The sequence below is a fragment of the Priestia sp. YIM B13491 genome, from assembly GCF_042787605.1.
Taxonomy (GTDB): domain Bacteria; phylum Bacillota; class Bacilli; order Bacillales; family Bacillaceae_H; genus Priestia; species Priestia megaterium_E.
In genome coordinates this window covers 142,837-160,820 of sequence record NZ_JBHZOR010000006.1, presented here as the reverse complement: position 1 = coordinate 160,820, position 17,984 = coordinate 142,837, and the positions used below count along the sequence as shown (strand labels likewise).

Sequence of the window (17,984 nt, the reverse complement as noted above, 5' to 3'; positions counted from 1 at the left end):
AAAGCCGCTTGCGAGAAGAAGTAAGTGACAACATTAAGAAAGAAAAGGTGATAAAAGATGAGTAAACGTGTCTTGATTTTAACAGGAGATGCCGTGGAGGCATTAGAAGTTTTTTATCCGTATTATCGCTGTTTAGAAGAAGATATTCAGTGTACCATTGCTTCTCCCGTGAAAAAGAAGCTCCAAACGGTTGTTCATGATTTCCTTCCAGAAATGGAAACATTCACAGAGAAAACGGGATATAAAATTGATTCTCACGCTTCTGTCGATGAAGTGGATCCTGCCGATTATGATGGTCTTATTATTCCTGGAGGACGGGCGCCTGAATACATTCGAATGAACACAAAAGTTCAGGAAATCGCTGCGCATTTTTTAAAAGAAAATAAACCTTTAGGCGTTATTTGTCATGGTCAGCTCGTGTTAACGACGGTTAGAGAGTATCTGCAGGACAGAGAAGTGACAGCGTATCCTGCTTGCCGACCGGAAGTAGAAGCGGCGGGTGCTGTATTTGTGGAACAGACGCTTCACGTAGACGGAAACCTAGTAACCGGACAAGCTTGGCCGGATTTACCTAAATTTATGAAAGAGTTTTTTAACGTGCTAAAAAAAGCTGAAAAAGTGAACGCATAATAAAAAAAGCGGGCTGGGAGAAAATCATTCTTTCAGCTCTTTTAATTGATGATAGGTGAGGTGTAAACAACGTGCAGCTAGTGTCTGAACTGTCGAAGAAAATTATAAAAGAAGTACAGCTTGTGATGAAAGAACATGTAATTGTAACGGATATACGGGGAATTATTATTGCGTCTACAGAAGAAAAGCGGGTTGGTTTTTTTCATGAAGGCGCTTGGAACGTGATGCAAAAAAAGCAAAAACTATATATCTCCAAAAAAGAAGCAGCAGATTTAAAAGGAGTTAAGCCAGGAATTAATTTGCCTATCAGTTATCAAGGAGACATTATTGGCGTTATTGGCATTACAGGTACTCCAGAAGCTGTTGAGCCTTTTGCAGACATTATTCGAAGATTAACAGAGCTAATTATTCGCGAGGCATATTACATAGAAACAAAGGAATGGGAAAATAAAGGAGTAGAAGCTTTTTTTCGTGAATGGATTTATAGCCAGCAAGTAGATGCAGAATTTATTGAACGAGGCCATATTTTAGGAGTACAAGTAGACAGTGCTTATTGCTGCACGCTGTTTCAAATTGATTCATCTCTTTCGAAAAAGAAGCAGAAGCAGGTGCAAGAAATGATTCGCTACTGGTTTGAAAGTCATAAAGCTGAAGGAGATTATATCGCAAATTGGGGATACGATCGCTTGCTTTTACTTAAAGAGGCTGTAGGTGAAAAGGCAAGGCAAGGATTTAAAGAAGAATTAATAAAATGTCAGCAGTATATTCAAGCAAACAACCAAGTTATGATCACTATTGGTGTAGGAAAGCCAGCGGAGCAATTTAATTTGCATGCTTCATATGAAGAAGCGAAAAAAGCGCTTAAAGTGGCTTCAAAACGTCAAACCGTTGTTTTTTATGAGGAGCTGCTGATGGACATGATTTTAGAAGACGTTTCTGAACCTGTAAAAAAGGAATTCTTGAGTCGAGTGCTTTCTTCCATTCAAAAAGAAAAAGAGCTTCTCGAAACGCTGAAATGCTATTTAGCCAACGATCAATCTTTGAAAAAAACGGCGTTTGATTTACATATTCATATTAATACGCTTCATTACCGCTTGAAGCAAATGAAAGAACTAACAGACATTGATCCAAAAAGCGTAAAGGGTATCACGCTTTTTTACCTTGCGCTGTCTCTATTAGAATAAGTGCGCCCTTCGTTAGATAAACATACAAAAAATGAGTTTTTAAAGCGCTTTTTTTTAGTTTTTTATCCATAGCCCCTCGTGGCTTCTGCAACTATAATAAAATTAAGAGATATATAAGGAGGAACGTTATGCTTAATGAACGAACAAAAGCAAAGCTCATTGAAGTTGTAGGATCAGCCAACTTTCAAGATAGCAGTGAAGCAAGACTCGTGTACTCTTATGACGCAACACCTAACTTTCATTCGCTTCCTGATGCGGTTATTATGCCTGAAAACAAAGATCAAGTGAAAAGAATTTTAACGATATGCAACGAAGATCATGTTCCTATTGTGCCAAGAGGTTCAGGCACAAATTTAAGCGCAGGAACGTGTCCAACGCAAGGCGGAATTGTTCTTACATTTAACCGAATGAATAAAATTCTGGAAATTGATGAAGAAAATTTAACCGCTACCGTGCAGCCAGGTGTTATAACCTTAGATTTAATTAACGCTGTAGAGGCAAAAGGTTTATTTTACCCTCCTGATCCAAGCTCTATGAAAATATCAACCATCGGAGGAAACATCAATGAATGCTCAGGAGGATTACGAGGCTTAAAATACGGCGTAACAAAAGATTACGTTCTTGGTCTTGAAGTAGTTCTTGCAAACGGCGACTGCATTAAGACGGGAGGCAAGTTAGCTAAAGATGTAGCTGGCTACGATTTAACGAACTTGTTTGTCGGGTCTGAAGGAACGCTTGGCGTCATGACAGAAGCGATTTTAAAGCTCATTCCAATGCCTGAAACAAAACAAACTCTGCTCGCGCTGTTTGAAGACATGGACGCAGCCGCTAAGACGGTATCAGCAATTGTCGCTAATAAGATTATTCCAGCTACGCTTGAATTTTTAGATCAGCCGACGTGTGAAGTAGTAGAAGATTTTGCCCAAGTTGGGCTTCCAACTGATGTAAACGCTGTCTTATTGATTGAACAAGACGGTCCGCCGGAAGTGGTGAGTCGGGATATTGAAATGATTTCCCGCATCTGCAGCGAAGGAAATGCTGTATCTGTAAAAGTAGCGGCTTCGCAAGCAGAAGCAGAAGCGTTAAGTACAGCAAGAAGATCAGCTCTTTCTGCTTTAGCGCGAATGAAGCCAACGACGATTTTAGAAGATGCAACCGTCCCGCGGTCTAAAATTAGTGAAATGGTCAAAGCGATTAATGAAATTGCCGTAACATATAACGTTAAGATCTGTACGTTTGGTCATGCGGGAGACGGAAATCTGCATCCGACTTGTTTAACAGATGCGCGTGACAAAGAAGAGCTTCACCGCGTCGAACAAGCTTTTGAAGCGATTTTTCATAAAGCCATTGAGCTTGGAGGAACGATTACAGGTGAACACGGAGTCGGAGAAATGAAAGCACCGTATTTAGCGCTGAAGATGGGTGGAGAAGGAGTAGCTGCGATGAAAGCAATCAAGTATGCTTTGGACCCGAAAGGAATTATGAATCCAGGGAAAATTTTTGCTAAAGACACGAGAAAAAGAGTGGTGGTTCGTTCATGACGGCAACAAAAGACATTCAGCAAGCATTCAAGGAACGGTTAGATTATGACGAGTTAATGAATTGTATGAGATGCGGTTTTTGTTTGCCAAGCTGTCCGACGTATGGCCAAACGAATCAATATGAAGCAGCGTCACCGCGCGGAAGAATTGCTTTGATGAAAGGAGTTGTAGACGGACTTATTGAACCTGATGAATCTGTTGAAAAGCAATTGAATCTTTGCCTTGGCTGCCGAGCGTGTGAGCCTGTTTGTCCTTCGGGTGTGAAGTACGGACACTTATTAGAAGAAGCGCGTGATATTATTCAGCAGAAAAAAAGGCATAAATGGCCGGTAAAAGCGCTCAGGCATATGGTGTTTGAACAGCTTTTTCCTCATAAAGAACGATTAAAAAATGTACATTCTCTTCTTGCTTTCTATCAAAGAAGCGGCTTGCAAAAAGCTGTTCAAAAAACAAACATACTAAACGTCCTTCCTGGTAATCTAGCACAAATGGAAAAAACGCTTCCGCTTGTGCCAACCAAAAAAGAAATGAAGAAACGGCCGTTTTTATTTGAAGCAGAAGGAACAAGAGAGCGTACGGTTGCTTTTTTTACAGGGTGTTTAATGGATACGATGTTTATGGAAACAAACAACGCGACGATTGCACTTTTACAAAAAGCGGGGTGTAAGGTCGTTATACCAGAAGTGCAGACGTGCTGCGGCGCCCTGCATGCGCACGGAGGAGAAAAAGATCAGGCAAAAAAGTTAGCGAAGCAAAATATTATGGCGTTTGAATCCATTCAAGCGGATGATATTGTTCTTAATGCAGGAGGCTGCGGTGCGCTGTTGGTAGAATACGATCATTTATTAAAAGAGGAACCGGAATGGAAAGAAAGAGCAGAGGCCTTTTCTGCAAAAGTAAAAGATTTTTCAGAGATTTTATTGCAGCAGCAGTTTGTGGAAAAACAAAAGTTATCGCTGCCAAGTCAAATTATTACGTATCAAGACTCGTGTCATTTAAGAAACGTGATGAAAACGTCCAGCGCACCGAGAAAACTGATCCAAGCGATTAACGGAACGGTGTTTCATGAAATGGAAAATGCGGATCATTGCTGTGGCTCAGCTGGTATTTATAATCTAACGGAACAAGAGATGTCTATGCAAATTTTAGATTATAAAATGGAAAAAGTGAAAGAAGCCCATGCCCATACGATTGTAACAGCAAACCCGGGCTGTCTCATTCAAATGAAGCTAGGGGTAGTCAGAGAAGGAGTAGAAGAAAGTGTAAGGGCCGTTCATCTTGCAGATTTACTTCTTGAAGCAGTAGAAAGCAAATAAAAAGGCCGGACGTGTCCGGCCTTTTTATTATTTGAACAGCTGAGAAACAATTTCGTACGAACGAAGGCGAGCTTTGTGATCGTAAATTTGAGCGTTAATCATCAGTTCATCTGCTTCTGTTTCTTCAATAAACTGTTCCAGCTTGACTTTAATCGTCTCAGGACTTCCGACAATAGAAGAGCCCAGCTGCTGTTGAAGAGAAGCTTTTTCAAAGTCAGTCCATAGTTCATCCATATTATCCACAGGAGCTTTTAGTTTACCCGGTGTGTTTCGAATTAAATTTAGAAACTGCTGCTGCATAGAAGTAGCCAAACGTTCAGCTTCTCTATCTGTATCAGCAGCGATTACGTTTACACCTAACATTGCATATGGTTTGTCTAACACGTCGGACGGCTTAAAATAACGGCGATACATGTTAAGAGCTGTCATTGTATTATTAGGCGAAAAGTGACTTGCAAATGAAAATGGCAAGCCTAGTTGTGCAGAAAGCTGTGCGCTAAAACCGCTTGAGCCAAGCAGCCAAATCGGAATATTTAAACCTTGACCGGGAACAGCTTTAACGCGCATCTGACTTTCTGAAGCCGGTTTAAAGTATTCTTGCAGTTCAGCCAGCTGTTCTGGGAAGTCACTGCCGTCGCTTCTGCGATCGCGTCGCAGAGCTTGTGCTGTCAGCTGATCTGTCCCTGGCGCTCTTCCTAAGCCTAAATCAATACGTCCTGGAAATAGTGATTCAAGCGTGCCAAAATGCTCAGCAATAACAAGCGGAGAATGGTTAGGAAGCATAATACCTCCAGAGCCTACGCGAATGCGTGACGTGCCTGCAGCTACATGACCAATTACAACAGATGTAGCGGAGCTTGCGATACCTGTCATATTATGATGTTCAGCTAGCCAATAGCGGTTATACCCCCATTTTTCAGCGTGCTGAGCTAAATCTAATGTATTTCTAAGTGAGTCAGATACAGTTCCTCCTTCAACTACAGGAGAAAGATCCAATACGGAAATCGGAATATCTTTTAATGCTTTACTCATCAATTTCATCTTCTTTCTTTAAAGACTTCATAGGCCTTGTTATTTCAATGGAATACAAGTATTTTAACAATAATCTTTCGAGTTCCAAAATATTTTGCTTCGGTTATTTCCCTTTACGTTATTGCTCTTTATTTACATAAGCTTTTGAGAAACAAAAAGCTTGTACGCTATAGGGCAGAAGCCGCCTCTTTCTATAAAAAGCTGTCATATTTTATAGTAGAAGGGAGGATGAACATGGTTACTTTAAATGAACTAAAAAGCAAGCAGTACGATATGATATACAGCTTAGGCTATAACTGTTTTCCAGGGATATACATGAAAAAATATTCTTTGCGAAAACAAGCCGGCGTGATTGATTGGTGTATTAGTATTTCTCTTTCTCATGTTAACCAGCTGTTGAAAAATCGCTGTAAAGACTTATTTGTATATGAACACTTAACCTATATCAGTTCTTTCGGAGATGGTTCCACGCTTAGACTGCGTGATAAGGTGTATCAAATTGATTCTGCTCATGATTTTCCGTCGTCTATTAATACGGAGACTAACTGGCTTTCATATAATGAAGTCAAAGAAAAATATGAACGGAGAACGGAGCGATTTTTAACGTCAATGGAGACTAGTTCTTGTATATTATTTATTCGCATGGGCGGAACGTATGAAGAAGCGAAAGAACTAGAGCATATTTTAAAGAGAATGGTCAAAAACGATTTCTATATACTGCTGCTAACAAACAGTGAAAAAGAACTTTTGTCCGAAGCTAACTGGGACTTGCCTTATACATGTGTTTTACATGCACCTATTTTTTCAATGGACGTGCTGCGCGATGATCAAGTATGGGAAGAGCTCTTAAGCGGGCTTGTTATAAAATAAAAGAAACTCTTTTTGCTTAATACGGGAATGAAAAAGCTCGTTTTTTTCATAGACTTTGTTATATCTGTGTATCAAAGGAGATGAAAAGATGGAGTCCAATGTGCGGAAGGCGATAAAAGAAATTGTATTGCTGCTGCTAGAACAAGACCAGCGCTGGAATGAGTATCTAGTACAGCTGGAGGATTTGAAAATACAAGTGGATTTGAATAGTTCCGCATATGAAGTTCTGAGAAAGATGACGGGTAATTACGAAGTGCTGCTTGAACATATGGATCTTATTCAGCAGTTTGAAAATCATTCTAAAAGTGAAACGGCGCTGAATGACTTAGTTACTATCGTTATGAAGCATTACTCATTAAAAAATTCATAAGCCTGCTTTGTGCAGGTTTATGGAGTTTAAGCTCTCAATGGAATTCGGTAGAGATAATCGTTTATAATAAGTACATAGGGTGATGAAAGGGTGATCGATATGGAAGAGAAACAAGAAATTGTACCCGTTCGGACAGAGGAAACAGCCAAATATTATTCGGAAGAAAAATTTTGGGACAAGCTTAAAAAGTTTGGTAAAAAAGCGGGAGCAAACGTTGTTTATGCCGTATTGCTTTTATACTACACGCTGCAAAAACCTGATATTCCCCCAAAAGCAAAAGCAGTCATTATAGGAGCGTTAGGTTATTTTATTCTTCCTTTAGATTTAATTCCGGACTTTGCAGCGGGAGTTGGATTTACAGATGATTTAGGAGCTCTGGGGCTTGCATTGATTCAAGTTGCCATGTACATTGATGAAGGTGTTAAACTGAAAGCAAAAGAAAAAATTAAAACGTGGTTTTCAGAAGAACACAATTTTTCCATTATTGATGCTAAAATAAAGTAACGTTATGATCTACATGTAATTATTAAATAAAGTAAGCAAAAGAAGGTGATAGATGAATCATCTTCTTTTTAATCGATAATATATAGGTCTTTTTGACTAACTTAATCCGTTTTATGTAAAAAAAACAGGATTAAAATATTTTTTTCACTAAAAGTTTAAGCAATGTAATTGAATAATTCCCCTACAAATGTTAAGTTAAAACATGTTCATAAATTCGTCACAGAAAGCAATATACAAATAAGTAAGATTGTTTGTAAAAACTTTGTGAAATTATGGAACTTTTTAACTGAGAGTTTCAAACTCTTAGAGATTCTTCCTCATCAATCAGAAGTAGCTTTCTTTCGTCACAAGATTAAGCATCTTTCATTTGAAGGTGTTTTTTTTCAGCCTAAGTAAGCCAACAACATGATTGTATGACAAGTTTTTGCTAAGGTTGTAGAGTTACTGTATTGTATGACAAGTTTTGTGTGATTTGATTTAACTAAATGAACAGCTTCGAAGTAAATAAATGATTGCAGAAAAACAAAGTCCATGCGTTTTCATGAACCATTATACGTTACTTCATATTTGTAGAGATGTTTAGCAAAAAGGGAGATGAATGGCCTGACGTAAACAATATCCATAGACAAGCCTTAGAAGATAATTATCTTTCTAAGAAAGCAAATTTATATGATTGAGTCTAATCTAAACAATGGAGTGTTCAAAAATGGAAATTAGTCAAATCTTTATTATTTTAACCCCAATCTTTTTTGTTATTTTGTTAGGTTATTTAGCAGGGTATTTCAAAAAGTTTGATGCAACAACATCTAAAGGGTTAAACACGCTTGTAACAAAATTTGCGTTACCTGCACATCTATTCGTTGGTATTACAACAACATCAAAACAAACGCTTATTGAAAAATGGCCGTTTTTATTAGCATTAGTTCTTGGTATTATTGGATTTTATGTTCTTTTCTTACTTGTTGCAAAATATGTATTCAAATACTCACTAACAGGCGCGTCTATGTTCTCTTTAAACTCTACGCAGCCAACGTTTGCGTTCATGGGTATTCCCGTATTAGGTAGCTTGTTTGGCGCAGATGTAGTAGCAATTCCAATCGCCATTACGGGTATTGTAGTAAATGCGATGCTTGATCCTTTAGCAACTATTATTGGTACGGTCGGACAGCGCGAAAGAAGTGAAGGGGATTCAGAAGAAAGCTTATTTAAAGTAACGATTAAATCAATCTTACACGGTCTTTCTGAACCATTAGCTTGTGTTCCGTTAATCGCAGTAGTATTAGTATTATGTGGGTTCCAGTCTCCAGATTTACTTTCAAGCAGTTTAGATCAAATTGGTTCAATTACATCTGGTGCGGCACTATTCGCAGTTGGGGTAACAATTGGTATCCGTAAAATTCAATTTAGCCCAGCGGCATTTGGTATTGCGATTTTAAAAGTTGCTATTCAGCCGCTTGTAATGTTAGGAATTGCAACAGCAATGGGCCTATCATCAGCTGACATCGTAAAATTAGTATTATTAGTAGCGTTCCCAGGTTCAGCTGTAGCAGCGATGATTTCAGTTCGCTTTGACAGCTTAGCTGGTGAAACAGCTTCAGCATTCGTACTTAGTGCCATTATGTCACTTGTTACATTACCGCTGTTAATTTCTTGGTTAATGTAGTCACATATATCAATATAGAACATAAAAAAAGACTTTGCTATTTTAGCAAAGTCTTTTTTGTGCATCTATATTTAAAAAAGCTTTAAAAATTCTTGAGCGATTTTGGGAAGATAACTGTCGGTACGCCACGTAACTAAAGGCTCAATTACAAATGGATTATCTTCTATACTTAGAATTTTAATATGTTCTAGTGAAAAAGAGGAAAGCATTGAATAAGGAACAATGGCAGCACCAAGGCCACGACATACTAAATTAAGAAGCATCGCTGAATCATGGCATTCGCATAAAATGTTGGGTATTACACCTATCTTTTCAAATTCCTTCACAATGCGATTATATATGCTTATTTCCCGATTTGAACGAAGAAGAATAAGAGGGAGAGAAGCAATTTCAGCGACTGAAATCTTTTCTGTTTCATAACCACTTTCTTTAGGAACAGCTACAACAAAAACATCTGGTGCAAGTGTTTTTGTTTTGACATGTTGATAAGGTAAGTCAGTAGTAGTGACTGCTACATCGATTTTTCCTTCCGTTAATAACTCGTTTAAGTGAGCTGGTTCGTTTTCATAGATGTTAAATGTGCTGTTTGGATACTGTTTTTGAATAAGAGTTAGCTTATCGAGAACCGTTGATGCACAGTAGATCGTACATCCGATTTCAAGCTTTTCATTTGTTACGTTTTTACATTCCTGTACTTCTAATACTGATTTTTCGACCCTTTGCACAATTTCTTTCGCTCGTTTTAAAAAAAGCTCACCTTCTACCGTTAACAATAAGCGCTTGTTATTATTTCGTTCAAAAAGTAAAAGGCCCAGCTCATTTTCGAGCTGTTTTAGCTGCCTGCTTAAAGGAGGCTGAGCCATATGCAGGCGCTTTGCTGCTTTGGTCACATTTAATTCTTCAGCTATGACAATAAAATAATGCAGCTGTCTTAATTCCACTGTATTCAACTCCATACTTTAAAGGTATTATTATATATTTTATCAATATTTTAATTGTATGGAAAATGAGTGTAAAGTTAAATGTGTAACCAAAGCAGAGGGGAGAAAGAGAGATGAAAATAGCTGTAGGAATCACAGGAGCCACGGGAGCTATTCTAGGTATTCGAATTTTAGAGCTTTTGAAGAAGGCTTCTGTTGAAACGCATTTAGTCATGTCGACTTGGGCTCATGCCACAATTAAGTTAGAAACACCGTATAGCGTTCAGCAAGTAGAAGCGCTAGCAGATTATTGTTATTCATATCAAGACCAAGCAGCAAAAATTTCGAGCGGTTCTTTTCGTATAGACGGAATGATTGTTAGTCCTTGCAGCATGAAAACATTAGCATCTATTCGAATGGGGTTAGCAGATAACTTAATAGCGAGAACGGCAGATGTGATGTTAAAAGAAAGAAAGCCACTTGTGCTACTTCCTCGAGAAACGCCTTTGAATACGATTCATTTAGAAAACATGCTGGATCTTTCAAAAATGGGCGCTATCCTTGTGCCTCCTATGCCGGCATTTTATAACAAGCCTGAAACGATTGATGATATTGTCACTCATATTGCTGTTCGAACGTTAGATCAATTAGGAATTGAGCTTCCTGAGGCAAAAAGATGGAATGGAATTAAACATTTATCACAAGGAGGAAAATAAACATGGCTTATAAAGACTTTAGAGATTTCCTTAATACGCTACATAAAGAAGGGCAGCTACTGACGATTACAGATGAAGTGCAGCCTGATCCAGATTTGGGTTCAGCAGGTCAAGCCATCAGTAATTTAGGAGACCAAACGCCGGGATTATTATTTACCAATATTTATGGGTACAACAATGCAAAGGTAGCCCTAAACGTAATGGGTTCCTGGTCAAATCACGCGTTAATGATGGGAATGCCTAAATCAACTCCTGTAAAAGAACAGTTCTTTGAGTTTGCTCGGAGATATGAAAAATTTCCTGTCAAAGTAAAAAGAGAAGAGACGGCGCCATTTCATGAGTGTGAGATTAAAGATGATATTAACTTATTCGACCTTTTGCCGTTGTTTCGCTTGAATCAAGGAGACGGAGGCTACTATCTAGATAAAGCGTGCGTTATTTCTCGTGATCAGAATGATAAGGAGAACTTTGGCAAGCAAAACGTAGGTATATATCGTATGCAGGTCAAAGGGAAAGACCGTCTAGGCATTCAGCCTGTGCCACAGCATGATATTGCCATTCACTTGAAACAAGCCGAAGAAAAAGGTGAAAACCTCTCTGTATCAATTGCTTTAGGATGTGAACCTGCGATTGTCACAGCAGCCGCTACGCCGCTTCATTATGATCAATCAGAATATGAAATGGCAGGAGCTATTCAAGGTGAACCGTACAGAATTGTGAAATCTCAGCTTTCTGATTTAGATGTACCTTGGGGAGCAGAAGTGATTTTAGAGGGAGAAATTTTAGCCGGTGAACGTGAATATGAAGGTCCTTTTGGCGAATTTACAGGTCATTACTCCGGTGGCAGAAGCATGCCTGTTATCAAAATCAATCGCGTATATCATCGTAAAGATCCTATTTTTGAAAGTTTATATATCGGTATGCCTTGGACAGAAACAGATTATTTAATTGGAATCAATACAAGCGTTCCTTTATATCAGCAGCTAAAAGAAGCATATCCTGAAGAGATTGAAGCGGTGAACGCGATGTATACTCACGGTCTCGTTGCTATTATTTCAACGAAAAGCCGATACGGAGGATTTGCTAAGGCGGTTGGTATGAGGGCATTGACTACGCCGCATGGATTAGGATACTGCAAGCTAGTTATTTTAGTAGACGAAGATGTGGATCCGTTTAATTTACCGCAAGTCATGTGGGCGCTATCGACAAAAATGCACCCAAAACATGATGTTATAACAGTGCCTAATCTTTCAGTTCTGCCACTTGATCCAGGATCTGAGCCGGCTGGTATTACAGATAAAATGATTTTGGATGCTACAACACCGGTTGCACCTGAAACAAGAGGCCACTATTCTCAGCCTTTAGATACACCACTTGAAACTGAAAAATGGGAAAAAATCTTAACGAATATGATGCAAAAATAAACAAGGAGGAATCGACATGCATACTTGTCCAAGATGTGAAACCAAACAAGCGAACTTAGTATCTAAATCACCAGTTGAAGGAGCCTGGGAAATTTATTTATGCAGCGTGTGTTTGTTTACCTGGCGTTCTTCTGAACCTGAGACGATCACCAATCCTGAAAAATACCCTCGACCATTTAAAGTCAATCCAAAAGACGTACCGCTGGCAACGCACGTGCCTCCTGTGCCACCCCGATCTTAATCAGCAAAGGTGGTAAGTAAAATGAATAAAGCAGAGCTGCCAAGAGCCGTGCGGGTATTTTTAAATGGAAAAGATCTAGAAAGGAAGCAGCATGATGCGATGTTGCTATCTACAGTGACATCCGAGGGTTTTCCTCATGTAGCAATGATTAGCGCAGGAGAGCTGGTAGCTATTAGCTCTTCACGCGTCAAGCTATTAGTATGGAAAGATACAACATCTTCAACAAACATGATACAGAATCATAAGGCAACCGTTACATTAGTTGTTGAAGGAAAAGCTTATTACATTAAATTTTCCCTAAAAAAAGAAGCTCCTGTGTCATCAGGCTATGAGCTATTTACGGGAGAAGTAGCCGCTGTTAAAGAAGATTACGCAAAATATGCAGTTTTAACATCAGGAATTCAATTTCAGCTTCATGATTCCAAAGAGGTACTGAGCCGCTGGAAACAATCAATTGAGGCTGTTCTTTCTACCGAAAAAACCGATTCTTAAAAATAAGAATCGGTTTTTTAGCTGTAGTGAAATTTTTTTAAATAGCATGCTAGCTGAACTTTTAATAGGTGTTCACTGTTTGTAAATGATATGTTCATTTTTTCTTCGATTTTTTTCAACCGCTGATAGAGTGTATTAACATGAATATGAAGCTGCTTAGCTGTAAGTGAAGCAGAGCGGTTATTATCGAAATACGCTTCTAGCGTTTGCTCTAAAGGTTCGTCGCTTAAATGATTGTTCTTAAGAGGGAGAAATACTTCATCAATAAAGGTTTTTACTTCTTCTTTCGATTGATTAATAAATAGCCGGTTAATTCCTATTTCCTCATACAACATGCATCCATCTTGCTGCTGAGACAGAAGATAAGAGATAGCTTTTTCAGCTTCACTATAACTTTTTCCTATTTGAGTAAAATGAGAATAACGACTTCCAATCCCTGTTTTTACATGACATTCATTGTAGTAACGCCATTTTGAGAGTAAATCCTCTAATTGTTGGATAATAGCATGATGTTTTTCATAAGGATCAAGCGTAAATACAATGGTTACTTTGGTGTCGAATCCGTATACGACCGGTGTTTTTGAGCTGAAAACAGATTTGATGTCAGATACAAGGCGATGAAGGTGTAAGTTTAAGAGCTGCAGGTCCGCTTGTGAACGAATGGTAATGAGAGCGACTAGAATATGCTTTTTTGTATCAATGTTTAGCTCAGCTGCTTTTTGATACAGCAAAGTGGTGTCATAACACGATAAGTATTCACTAAATAATTCATGTGTTCGCTTGTAAAATAAATCAACTAACGTTTGTTTTTTCAGCATTTCTAATGCAATAACAGAGCTGCTTTGTTCGAGTGCCACTTGATCTAGAGAGGAAAGATCTCCTTGATTTGCCTGCATAATAAGTAACCCTAAGAGCGTGTCAATGCCGTGTATGGGGTGAATATAAACACTGTGTGCTTCATTGTGTGCCTCAATAGTATAAAAACAAGGCTTTGTATGTGAAAGAAAATGTGTGTGAAATTCAGCTGTTTTTGTGTCTATATCAAAGAATTTCAAGAAGCCATAGGCCTTATTATCAACAAAATCTACAATGGTGACAGGGGATGTAACCATTCGGCGCAATTCGGTAAGTATTGGTTCAATTCCTTTACTTTGAAGTGAAACATTCATGAAGGTGCGATGAATTTGATCCCGGCGTATTAAAAGTTCATTTTGTTTTTTTACATCTTCAAAAAGCGCTGAGTTTAAGAGAGCAATCGATACTTGATCGGAAAAGCTTTCTAACAATTCTTTATCCTCTTCATTTAAAAGGGGGGTTGTACCATTTTGATAAATAATGAGTACGCATACCGTCTGTTCTTCCATACAAATGGGGACAGAAATAATAGATTGAATGTTTGTAAACGTATAGGACTGATTAAGATAATGAATATTATCGTCAGTCATAGTAGAAGAATCGCGTAATATATCTTTTAAGTTCGTATACATATAGCTTTTATTATGCTGAAATGTCTTTCCGATAATTCCTTCGCCGACTTTCATTTTCATGTTTTGAATTTCATTGTTTGGCCCCCCGGACCAGGCGCGTGGCAAAAGAAATTGAGTGGAAGAATCAAACATCCACAGCACGCCCATATCGGCAACAGAAATAACTGAAAGAGCATTTTCAAGAATTCTTGTTAATAGATAATCTGAGTCTTGTAAAAGTGAAATTTCCTTAATGCTTTTCATAAGCACGTTTAAAATGTGCTCATGCCGCTCCAGCTTTTTTTGCAGCACATAAGGAGAAAAGGTAGCCGATAGCTGTTTTATTTGTGGGGGTGTCCAGTCGTGCTTAGCAAATATGCGAACAACAAACGCATAGCGATTTGGAAAGGACAAGTAAATTTCCTCGAACTCTTCATATGCCATATGCTTTTGAAAGGAATCACTGCCGTTATGTAGGCTAGTGGGAGGAGGGTAAGTCAGGGATGAACATGAAGAACTGGAAAAAATCACGTTGAAATTTGCAGAATCAATACTTGTCCAAATTTGATAAGGACTATTTTTGATAATAGATGTAAGATAACCTTTCATATTAGCTAATAAATCACTCATGTTAACAACCCCTTATAGACTACTTAATGTAAAAAAATACATAGTTATAGTTCTTATTATATAGAAATACACATTGAAAAAATAGTCAGAATTTTTTAATATTTATATAACGAATTGATTTGTTACAAAACATTACATTAAATGGAATAAAAAGGAGATGAGTGCATTTATGCTAGCAAGGTCGAACTGGAAATACGTCATTTTATTTTTATTATTTTTAGGCTGGTCGCTTGGAAACTTAGATCGTTTTATTATTAACTACGCTATTTTAGATATTTCGAAAGATCTACATCTGAATGCTTCTTCTACAGGCATCATCTTAAGTAGCTTTTTTGCAGGATACGCACTGATGCAAATACCTGGAGGGTGGCTAGCAGACCGCTTTGGATTTAAAAAAGTTATTACAATCGCCGTGCTTTTATGGTCTTTGTTTACGGTTTTTACCGGCATGGCCTGGTCTTTTGCTTCTATTATTATCATTCGCTTTTTATTTGGTTTAGGGGAAGGGAGTTATTTTCCATCTGCATCAAAAGGAATCGCAGGGTGGTTTCCTCAGCAAGAACGCAGTAGAGCCATGTCCTTCTTGTTATCGTCAGGTACGATTATGGGCGTGGTTACACCAATTCTAGCGACGCAGCTGATGCAAACGATAAGCTGGAGAAGTATCTTTTATATCATAGGAGCCATCGGACTCGTTATTACAGTTCTGTTTGTTTTTTTACTGAAAGAAAAGCAGCAGAGAGAAAAAACAGAGACTTCTGCTATTCCTGCTAAGCAGATGACATTAAAAGAAATTATCAAAACTCCGATGATTTGGAATTTATTTATTGCATACTTCAGTATCTACGCCATTAACTGGGGGCTCATGTCGTGGATGCCTACATATTTAGCCGAAGTAAGACATCTGAATTTAACGGACATCGGTTTTCTTTCCGCTATCCCAGCATTTGTAGGCATTATCGGAATGTTTGTTAGCGGCTTTGTTTTAGACAAGCTTCCGGACGGAAAAGACAAGACGATAGCGGCGGTGTTTGGTTTACTGATGGGTATTTTTCTTTGCTTCATGGCCATTTCACCTAGCGTAGGCATGTTTATCGTTTTTCAAAGTGCAGTCACCTTGTTGTTTTCGTTTAATGTGATTTTAATCGCTTCAGCTCCTTTAAAAATGTTGCCTGAATCAGTGGTCGGTTCAGCAAATGGTTTTATCAATACAGGAGCTCAAGCAGCCGGCGTATTAACACCGATGCTCATTGGCTTTTTAGTACAATCGTTTGGCGGGTCGTATAATGCAGCATTTGCTTTATTAATTATCTGCGCTCTTGTCTGTGCTATTTCGTTGTTTTCGATTCGACCTGCAAAAGTGGTAGTGGACGCACAAAATGCTGTTAAATAATGAAGAAAAAGGAGAGTGTCTCATGGGTATTATTAAAGAAGTCGAACAACTTATTGAAAAAAAGCGAAACGAGCTAACTCAAATCAGTGATCAAATATGGGAATATGCAGAGACGAGGTTTGAAGAGTATAAGTCTGCACAGCTGATTTGCGACATGTTAGAAAAAGAAGAGTTTACGCTTCGTACACATATTGCTAACCTTGAAACAGGTTTTATTGGAAGTTACGGGAGCGGTTATCCGATCATCGCTATTCTCGGTGAATACGATGCGCTTACCGGGCTGAGTCAAAAAGATAAGTGTGCAGTAGCAGATCCGGTCAAAAAAAACGGAAATGGCCATGGGTGTGGACATAACCTACTTGGCGTAGGCTCACTAGCAGCTGCACTTGCTGTCAAAGAATATTTAAAAGAAAAAAATGTCCCGGGGACCGTTCGATACTATGGATGTCCAGCTGAAGAAAGTGGTTACGGAAAGACGTATATGGTACGAGAAGGATTTTTTCAAGATGTAGACGTCGCGTTTTCATGGCATCCCGCTACCGTTAATGGTGTTATGCATACGTCATCGAATGCGGTTATGCAAGCAACTTTTAAATTTAAAGGAAGAAGCAGTCATGCAGCTGCTAGTCCTCACCTTGGTAGAAGCGCTTTAGACGCTGTAGAGTTGATGAATATTGGTGTGAATTATATGCGTGAACATATGATAGATGAAGCGCGCGTACACTACGCCATTACAAACAGCGGAGGCATTTCTCCTAATGTTGTTCAAGCAGAAGCGGAAGTGATGTACTTAATTCGTGCTCCGAAGCCATCTCAAGTAAAAGAACTTTATGAACGGGTTGTGAAAATTGCAAAGGGAGCGGCTTTAATGACTGAAACACAAATGGAACAGGAAATTCAAGGAGCCTGCGCTAATCTAATTCCAAATCAAACAATGGAGCAGCTCATGCATAAGCAAATGATGCAGATAAATTTGGCTGAAGTGAAACATGAAGAAATAGCTTTTGCCAAAGCTATTTACGAGTCTACATCCGCCGAAGATAAAGAAGCAGCAAAAAAACAAGTGGGTTCACTGCTAGACAGAGCTTTAGCGGATCATCCAGTCTTCAACCAAATTGCTCTTATGTCTAAAAATGTTTCCTTCATGACAGGATCAACGGATGTCGCAGACGTTAGCTGGAATGTTCCCACTGCACAGTGCGTGACCGCAACGTGGGCTTATGCTACGCCGTTTCATACATGGCAAGCTGTTGCTCAAGGGAAAACGGAGTATGCCCATGATGCGATGTTATTGGCTGGAAAAGCCATCGCGGCTACGGCGATTGAAATGATAGAAAATCAAGAGCTGATTAGTCAAGCCAAACAAGAGCTGGAGGATAGACTAGAAGGGGAAAGCTATGAATGTCTTGTGCCTTCACATATACATCCACCTAATTACTCAGAAAGTGAGCAGGAAGACTATAGCGTGGTATAAAAAACGAGATGGGAAAAAACGTATTTTCGTGTAAGGAAGATCCGAACGATAAATCGTTCGGATTTTTTTATTGTTAGGTTGAACACAGGTTTCATTTATCCCGTTTTTTCGTCTCTAG

17 protein-coding genes are annotated in these 17,984 nt (G+C 38.7%); 14 read left to right on the top strand and 3 right to left on the bottom strand.

The window, feature by feature from the left end:
• Nucleotides 1–57: 57 nt before the first annotated feature.
• The 4 genes from ACFX4E_RS21225 to ACFX4E_RS21210 all read left to right on the top strand — a co-directional run bounded on the left by ACFX4E_RS21225 (nucleotide 58) and on the right by ACFX4E_RS21210 (nucleotide 4,671).
• Nucleotides 58–630, top strand: a complete 573-nt coding sequence (locus ACFX4E_RS21225; protein ID WP_028408278.1) for a DJ-1/PfpI family protein — start codon at nucleotides 58–60, stop codon at nucleotides 628–630.
• 71 nt (nucleotides 631–701) lie between these two features.
• Nucleotides 702–1,814 (top strand): CdaR family transcriptional regulator, encoded by a 1,113-nt coding sequence (locus tag ACFX4E_RS21220; protein ID WP_028408279.1) that lies wholly within the window; start codon nucleotides 702–704, stop codon nucleotides 1,812–1,814.
• Nucleotides 1,815–1,942: 128 nt separating this feature from the next.
• The gene (gene glcD / locus ACFX4E_RS21215; RefSeq protein ID WP_377238252.1) at nucleotides 1,943–3,355 is read left to right on the top strand and encodes a glycolate oxidase subunit GlcD; all 1,413 of its coding nucleotides are present in this window, start codon (nucleotides 1,943–1,945) and stop codon (nucleotides 3,353–3,355) included.
• On the top strand, nucleotides 3,352–4,671 hold the full coding sequence (locus ACFX4E_RS21210; protein WP_028408281.1) for a (Fe-S)-binding protein: 1,320 nt from the start codon (nucleotides 3,352–3,354) through the stop codon (nucleotides 4,669–4,671). The genes glcD and ACFX4E_RS21210 overlap by 4 nt, the downstream gene beginning before the upstream one ends.
• 27 nt (nucleotides 4,672–4,698) lie before the next feature.
• Here ACFX4E_RS21210 and ACFX4E_RS21205 read toward each other — a convergent pair whose 3' ends face one another.
• A complete protein-coding gene (locus ACFX4E_RS21205) occupies nucleotides 4,699–5,703 on the bottom strand; it encodes an LLM class flavin-dependent oxidoreductase (protein ID WP_013083439.1) in 1,005 nt (334 codons plus the stop codon).
• 234 nt (nucleotides 5,704–5,937) lie between these two features.
• Between ACFX4E_RS21205 and ACFX4E_RS21200 the strand changes: the two genes are divergently transcribed.
• The 4 genes from ACFX4E_RS21200 to ACFX4E_RS21185 all read left to right on the top strand — a co-directional run bounded on the left by ACFX4E_RS21200 (nucleotide 5,938) and on the right by ACFX4E_RS21185 (nucleotide 9,110).
• A complete protein-coding gene (locus ACFX4E_RS21200) occupies nucleotides 5,938–6,573 on the top strand; it encodes a DUF1796 family putative cysteine peptidase (protein WP_098659335.1) in 636 nt (211 codons plus the stop codon).
• An 88-nt stretch (nucleotides 6,574–6,661) separates the two neighbouring features.
• On the top strand, nucleotides 6,662–6,943 hold the full coding sequence (locus ACFX4E_RS21195; RefSeq protein WP_033579186.1) for a hypothetical protein: 282 nt from the start codon (nucleotides 6,662–6,664) through the stop codon (nucleotides 6,941–6,943).
• Between the two features lie 99 nt (nucleotides 6,944–7,042).
• Nucleotides 7,043–7,447, top strand: a complete 405-nt coding sequence (locus ACFX4E_RS21190) for a YkvA family protein (RefSeq protein ID WP_013057340.1) — start codon at nucleotides 7,043–7,045, stop codon at nucleotides 7,445–7,447.
• A 706-nt stretch (nucleotides 7,448–8,153) separates the two neighbouring features.
• On the top strand, nucleotides 8,154–9,110 hold the full coding sequence (locus ACFX4E_RS21185; protein ID WP_028408284.1) for an AEC family transporter: 957 nt from the start codon (nucleotides 8,154–8,156) through the stop codon (nucleotides 9,108–9,110).
• A gap of 71 nt (nucleotides 9,111–9,181) precedes the next feature.
• On the opposite strand, the gene ACFX4E_RS21180 is transcribed toward ACFX4E_RS21185, so the two are convergent.
• Nucleotides 9,182–10,051, bottom strand: a complete 870-nt coding sequence (locus ACFX4E_RS21180; RefSeq protein ID WP_377258416.1) for a LysR family transcriptional regulator — start codon at nucleotides 10,049–10,051, stop codon at nucleotides 9,182–9,184.
• Between the two features lie 113 nt (nucleotides 10,052–10,164).
• Between ACFX4E_RS21180 and ACFX4E_RS21175 the strand changes: the two genes are divergently transcribed.
• Genes ACFX4E_RS21175 through ACFX4E_RS21160 form a run of 4 tightly spaced genes read left to right on the top strand, consistent with a single transcriptional unit; the run spans nucleotide 10,165 to nucleotide 12,903 of the window.
• A complete protein-coding gene (locus ACFX4E_RS21175) occupies nucleotides 10,165–10,746 on the top strand; it encodes a non-oxidative hydroxyarylic acid decarboxylases subunit B (RefSeq protein ID WP_060746935.1) in 582 nt (193 codons plus the stop codon).
• Between the two features lie 2 nt (nucleotides 10,747–10,748).
• Nucleotides 10,749–12,170, top strand: coding sequence for a non-oxidative hydroxyarylic acid decarboxylases subunit C (locus tag ACFX4E_RS21170; protein WP_060746934.1), 1,422 nt, complete (start codon nucleotides 10,749–10,751; stop codon nucleotides 12,168–12,170).
• A 16-nt stretch (nucleotides 12,171–12,186) separates the two neighbouring features.
• Nucleotides 12,187–12,411 (top strand): non-oxidative hydroxyarylic acid decarboxylases subunit D, encoded by a 225-nt coding sequence (locus ACFX4E_RS21165; protein ID WP_060746933.1) that lies wholly within the window; start codon nucleotides 12,187–12,189, stop codon nucleotides 12,409–12,411.
• Between the two features lie 21 nt (nucleotides 12,412–12,432).
• Nucleotides 12,433–12,903 carry a hypothetical protein gene (locus ACFX4E_RS21160; protein WP_028408289.1) on the top strand — a complete coding sequence of 157 codons (471 nt, stop codon included), beginning with the start codon at nucleotides 12,433–12,435 and terminating at the stop codon, nucleotides 12,901–12,903.
• A gap of 17 nt (nucleotides 12,904–12,920) precedes the next feature.
• On the opposite strand, the gene ACFX4E_RS21155 is transcribed toward ACFX4E_RS21160, so the two are convergent.
• The gene (locus ACFX4E_RS21155; RefSeq protein ID WP_060746932.1) at nucleotides 12,921–14,999 is read right to left on the bottom strand and encodes a helix-turn-helix domain-containing protein; all 2,079 of its coding nucleotides are present in this window, start codon (nucleotides 14,997–14,999) and stop codon (nucleotides 12,921–12,923) included.
• A gap of 169 nt (nucleotides 15,000–15,168) precedes the next feature.
• On the opposite strand from ACFX4E_RS21155, the gene ACFX4E_RS21150 reads away from it, so the two are divergent.
• Both ACFX4E_RS21150 and ACFX4E_RS21145 read left to right on the top strand, forming a co-directional pair.
• The gene (locus ACFX4E_RS21150; protein ID WP_028408291.1) at nucleotides 15,169–16,392 is read left to right on the top strand and encodes an MFS transporter; all 1,224 of its coding nucleotides are present in this window, start codon (nucleotides 15,169–15,171) and stop codon (nucleotides 16,390–16,392) included.
• 22 nt (nucleotides 16,393–16,414) lie between these two features.
• On the top strand, nucleotides 16,415–17,866 hold the full coding sequence (locus tag ACFX4E_RS21145; RefSeq protein WP_377238255.1) for a M20 family metallopeptidase: 1,452 nt from the start codon (nucleotides 16,415–16,417) through the stop codon (nucleotides 17,864–17,866).
• The last annotated feature ends 118 nt before the right edge of the window (nucleotides 17,867–17,984 follow it).

Bases quoted from the DNA above. Each gene is read 5' to 3' on its own strand.
- ACFX4E_RS21225 (WP_028408278.1), top strand. From the start codon at position 58: ATGAGTAAACGTGTCTTGATTTTAACAGGAGATGCCGTGGAGGCATTA.
- glcD (WP_377238252.1), top strand. From the start codon at position 1,943: ATGCTTAATGAACGAACAAAAGCAAAGCTCATTGAAGTTGTAGGATCA.
- ACFX4E_RS21210 (WP_028408281.1), top strand. From the start codon at position 3,352: ATGACGGCAACAAAAGACATTCAGCAAGCATTCAAGGAACGGTTAGAT.
- ACFX4E_RS21205 (WP_013083439.1), bottom strand. From the start codon at position 5,703: ATGAGTAAAGCATTAAAAGATATTCCGATTTCCGTATTGGATCTTTCT.
- ACFX4E_RS21200 (WP_098659335.1), top strand. From the start codon at position 5,938: ATGGTTACTTTAAATGAACTAAAAAGCAAGCAGTACGATATGATATAC.
- ACFX4E_RS21195 (WP_033579186.1), top strand. From the start codon at position 6,662: ATGGAGTCCAATGTGCGGAAGGCGATAAAAGAAATTGTATTGCTGCTG.
- ACFX4E_RS21190 (WP_013057340.1), top strand. From the start codon at position 7,043: ATGGAAGAGAAACAAGAAATTGTACCCGTTCGGACAGAGGAAACAGCC.
- ACFX4E_RS21185 (WP_028408284.1), top strand. From the start codon at position 8,154: ATGGAAATTAGTCAAATCTTTATTATTTTAACCCCAATCTTTTTTGTT.
- ACFX4E_RS21175 (WP_060746935.1), top strand. From the start codon at position 10,165: ATGAAAATAGCTGTAGGAATCACAGGAGCCACGGGAGCTATTCTAGGT.
- ACFX4E_RS21170 (WP_060746934.1), top strand. From the start codon at position 10,749: ATGGCTTATAAAGACTTTAGAGATTTCCTTAATACGCTACATAAAGAA.
- ACFX4E_RS21165 (WP_060746933.1), top strand. From the start codon at position 12,187: ATGCATACTTGTCCAAGATGTGAAACCAAACAAGCGAACTTAGTATCT.
- ACFX4E_RS21160 (WP_028408289.1), top strand. From the start codon at position 12,433: ATGAATAAAGCAGAGCTGCCAAGAGCCGTGCGGGTATTTTTAAATGGA.
- ACFX4E_RS21155 (WP_060746932.1), bottom strand. From the start codon at position 14,999: ATGAGTGATTTATTAGCTAATATGAAAGGTTATCTTACATCTATTATC.
- ACFX4E_RS21150 (WP_028408291.1), top strand. From the start codon at position 15,169: ATGCTAGCAAGGTCGAACTGGAAATACGTCATTTTATTTTTATTATTT.
- ACFX4E_RS21145 (WP_377238255.1), top strand. From the start codon at position 16,415: ATGGGTATTATTAAAGAAGTCGAACAACTTATTGAAAAAAAGCGAAAC.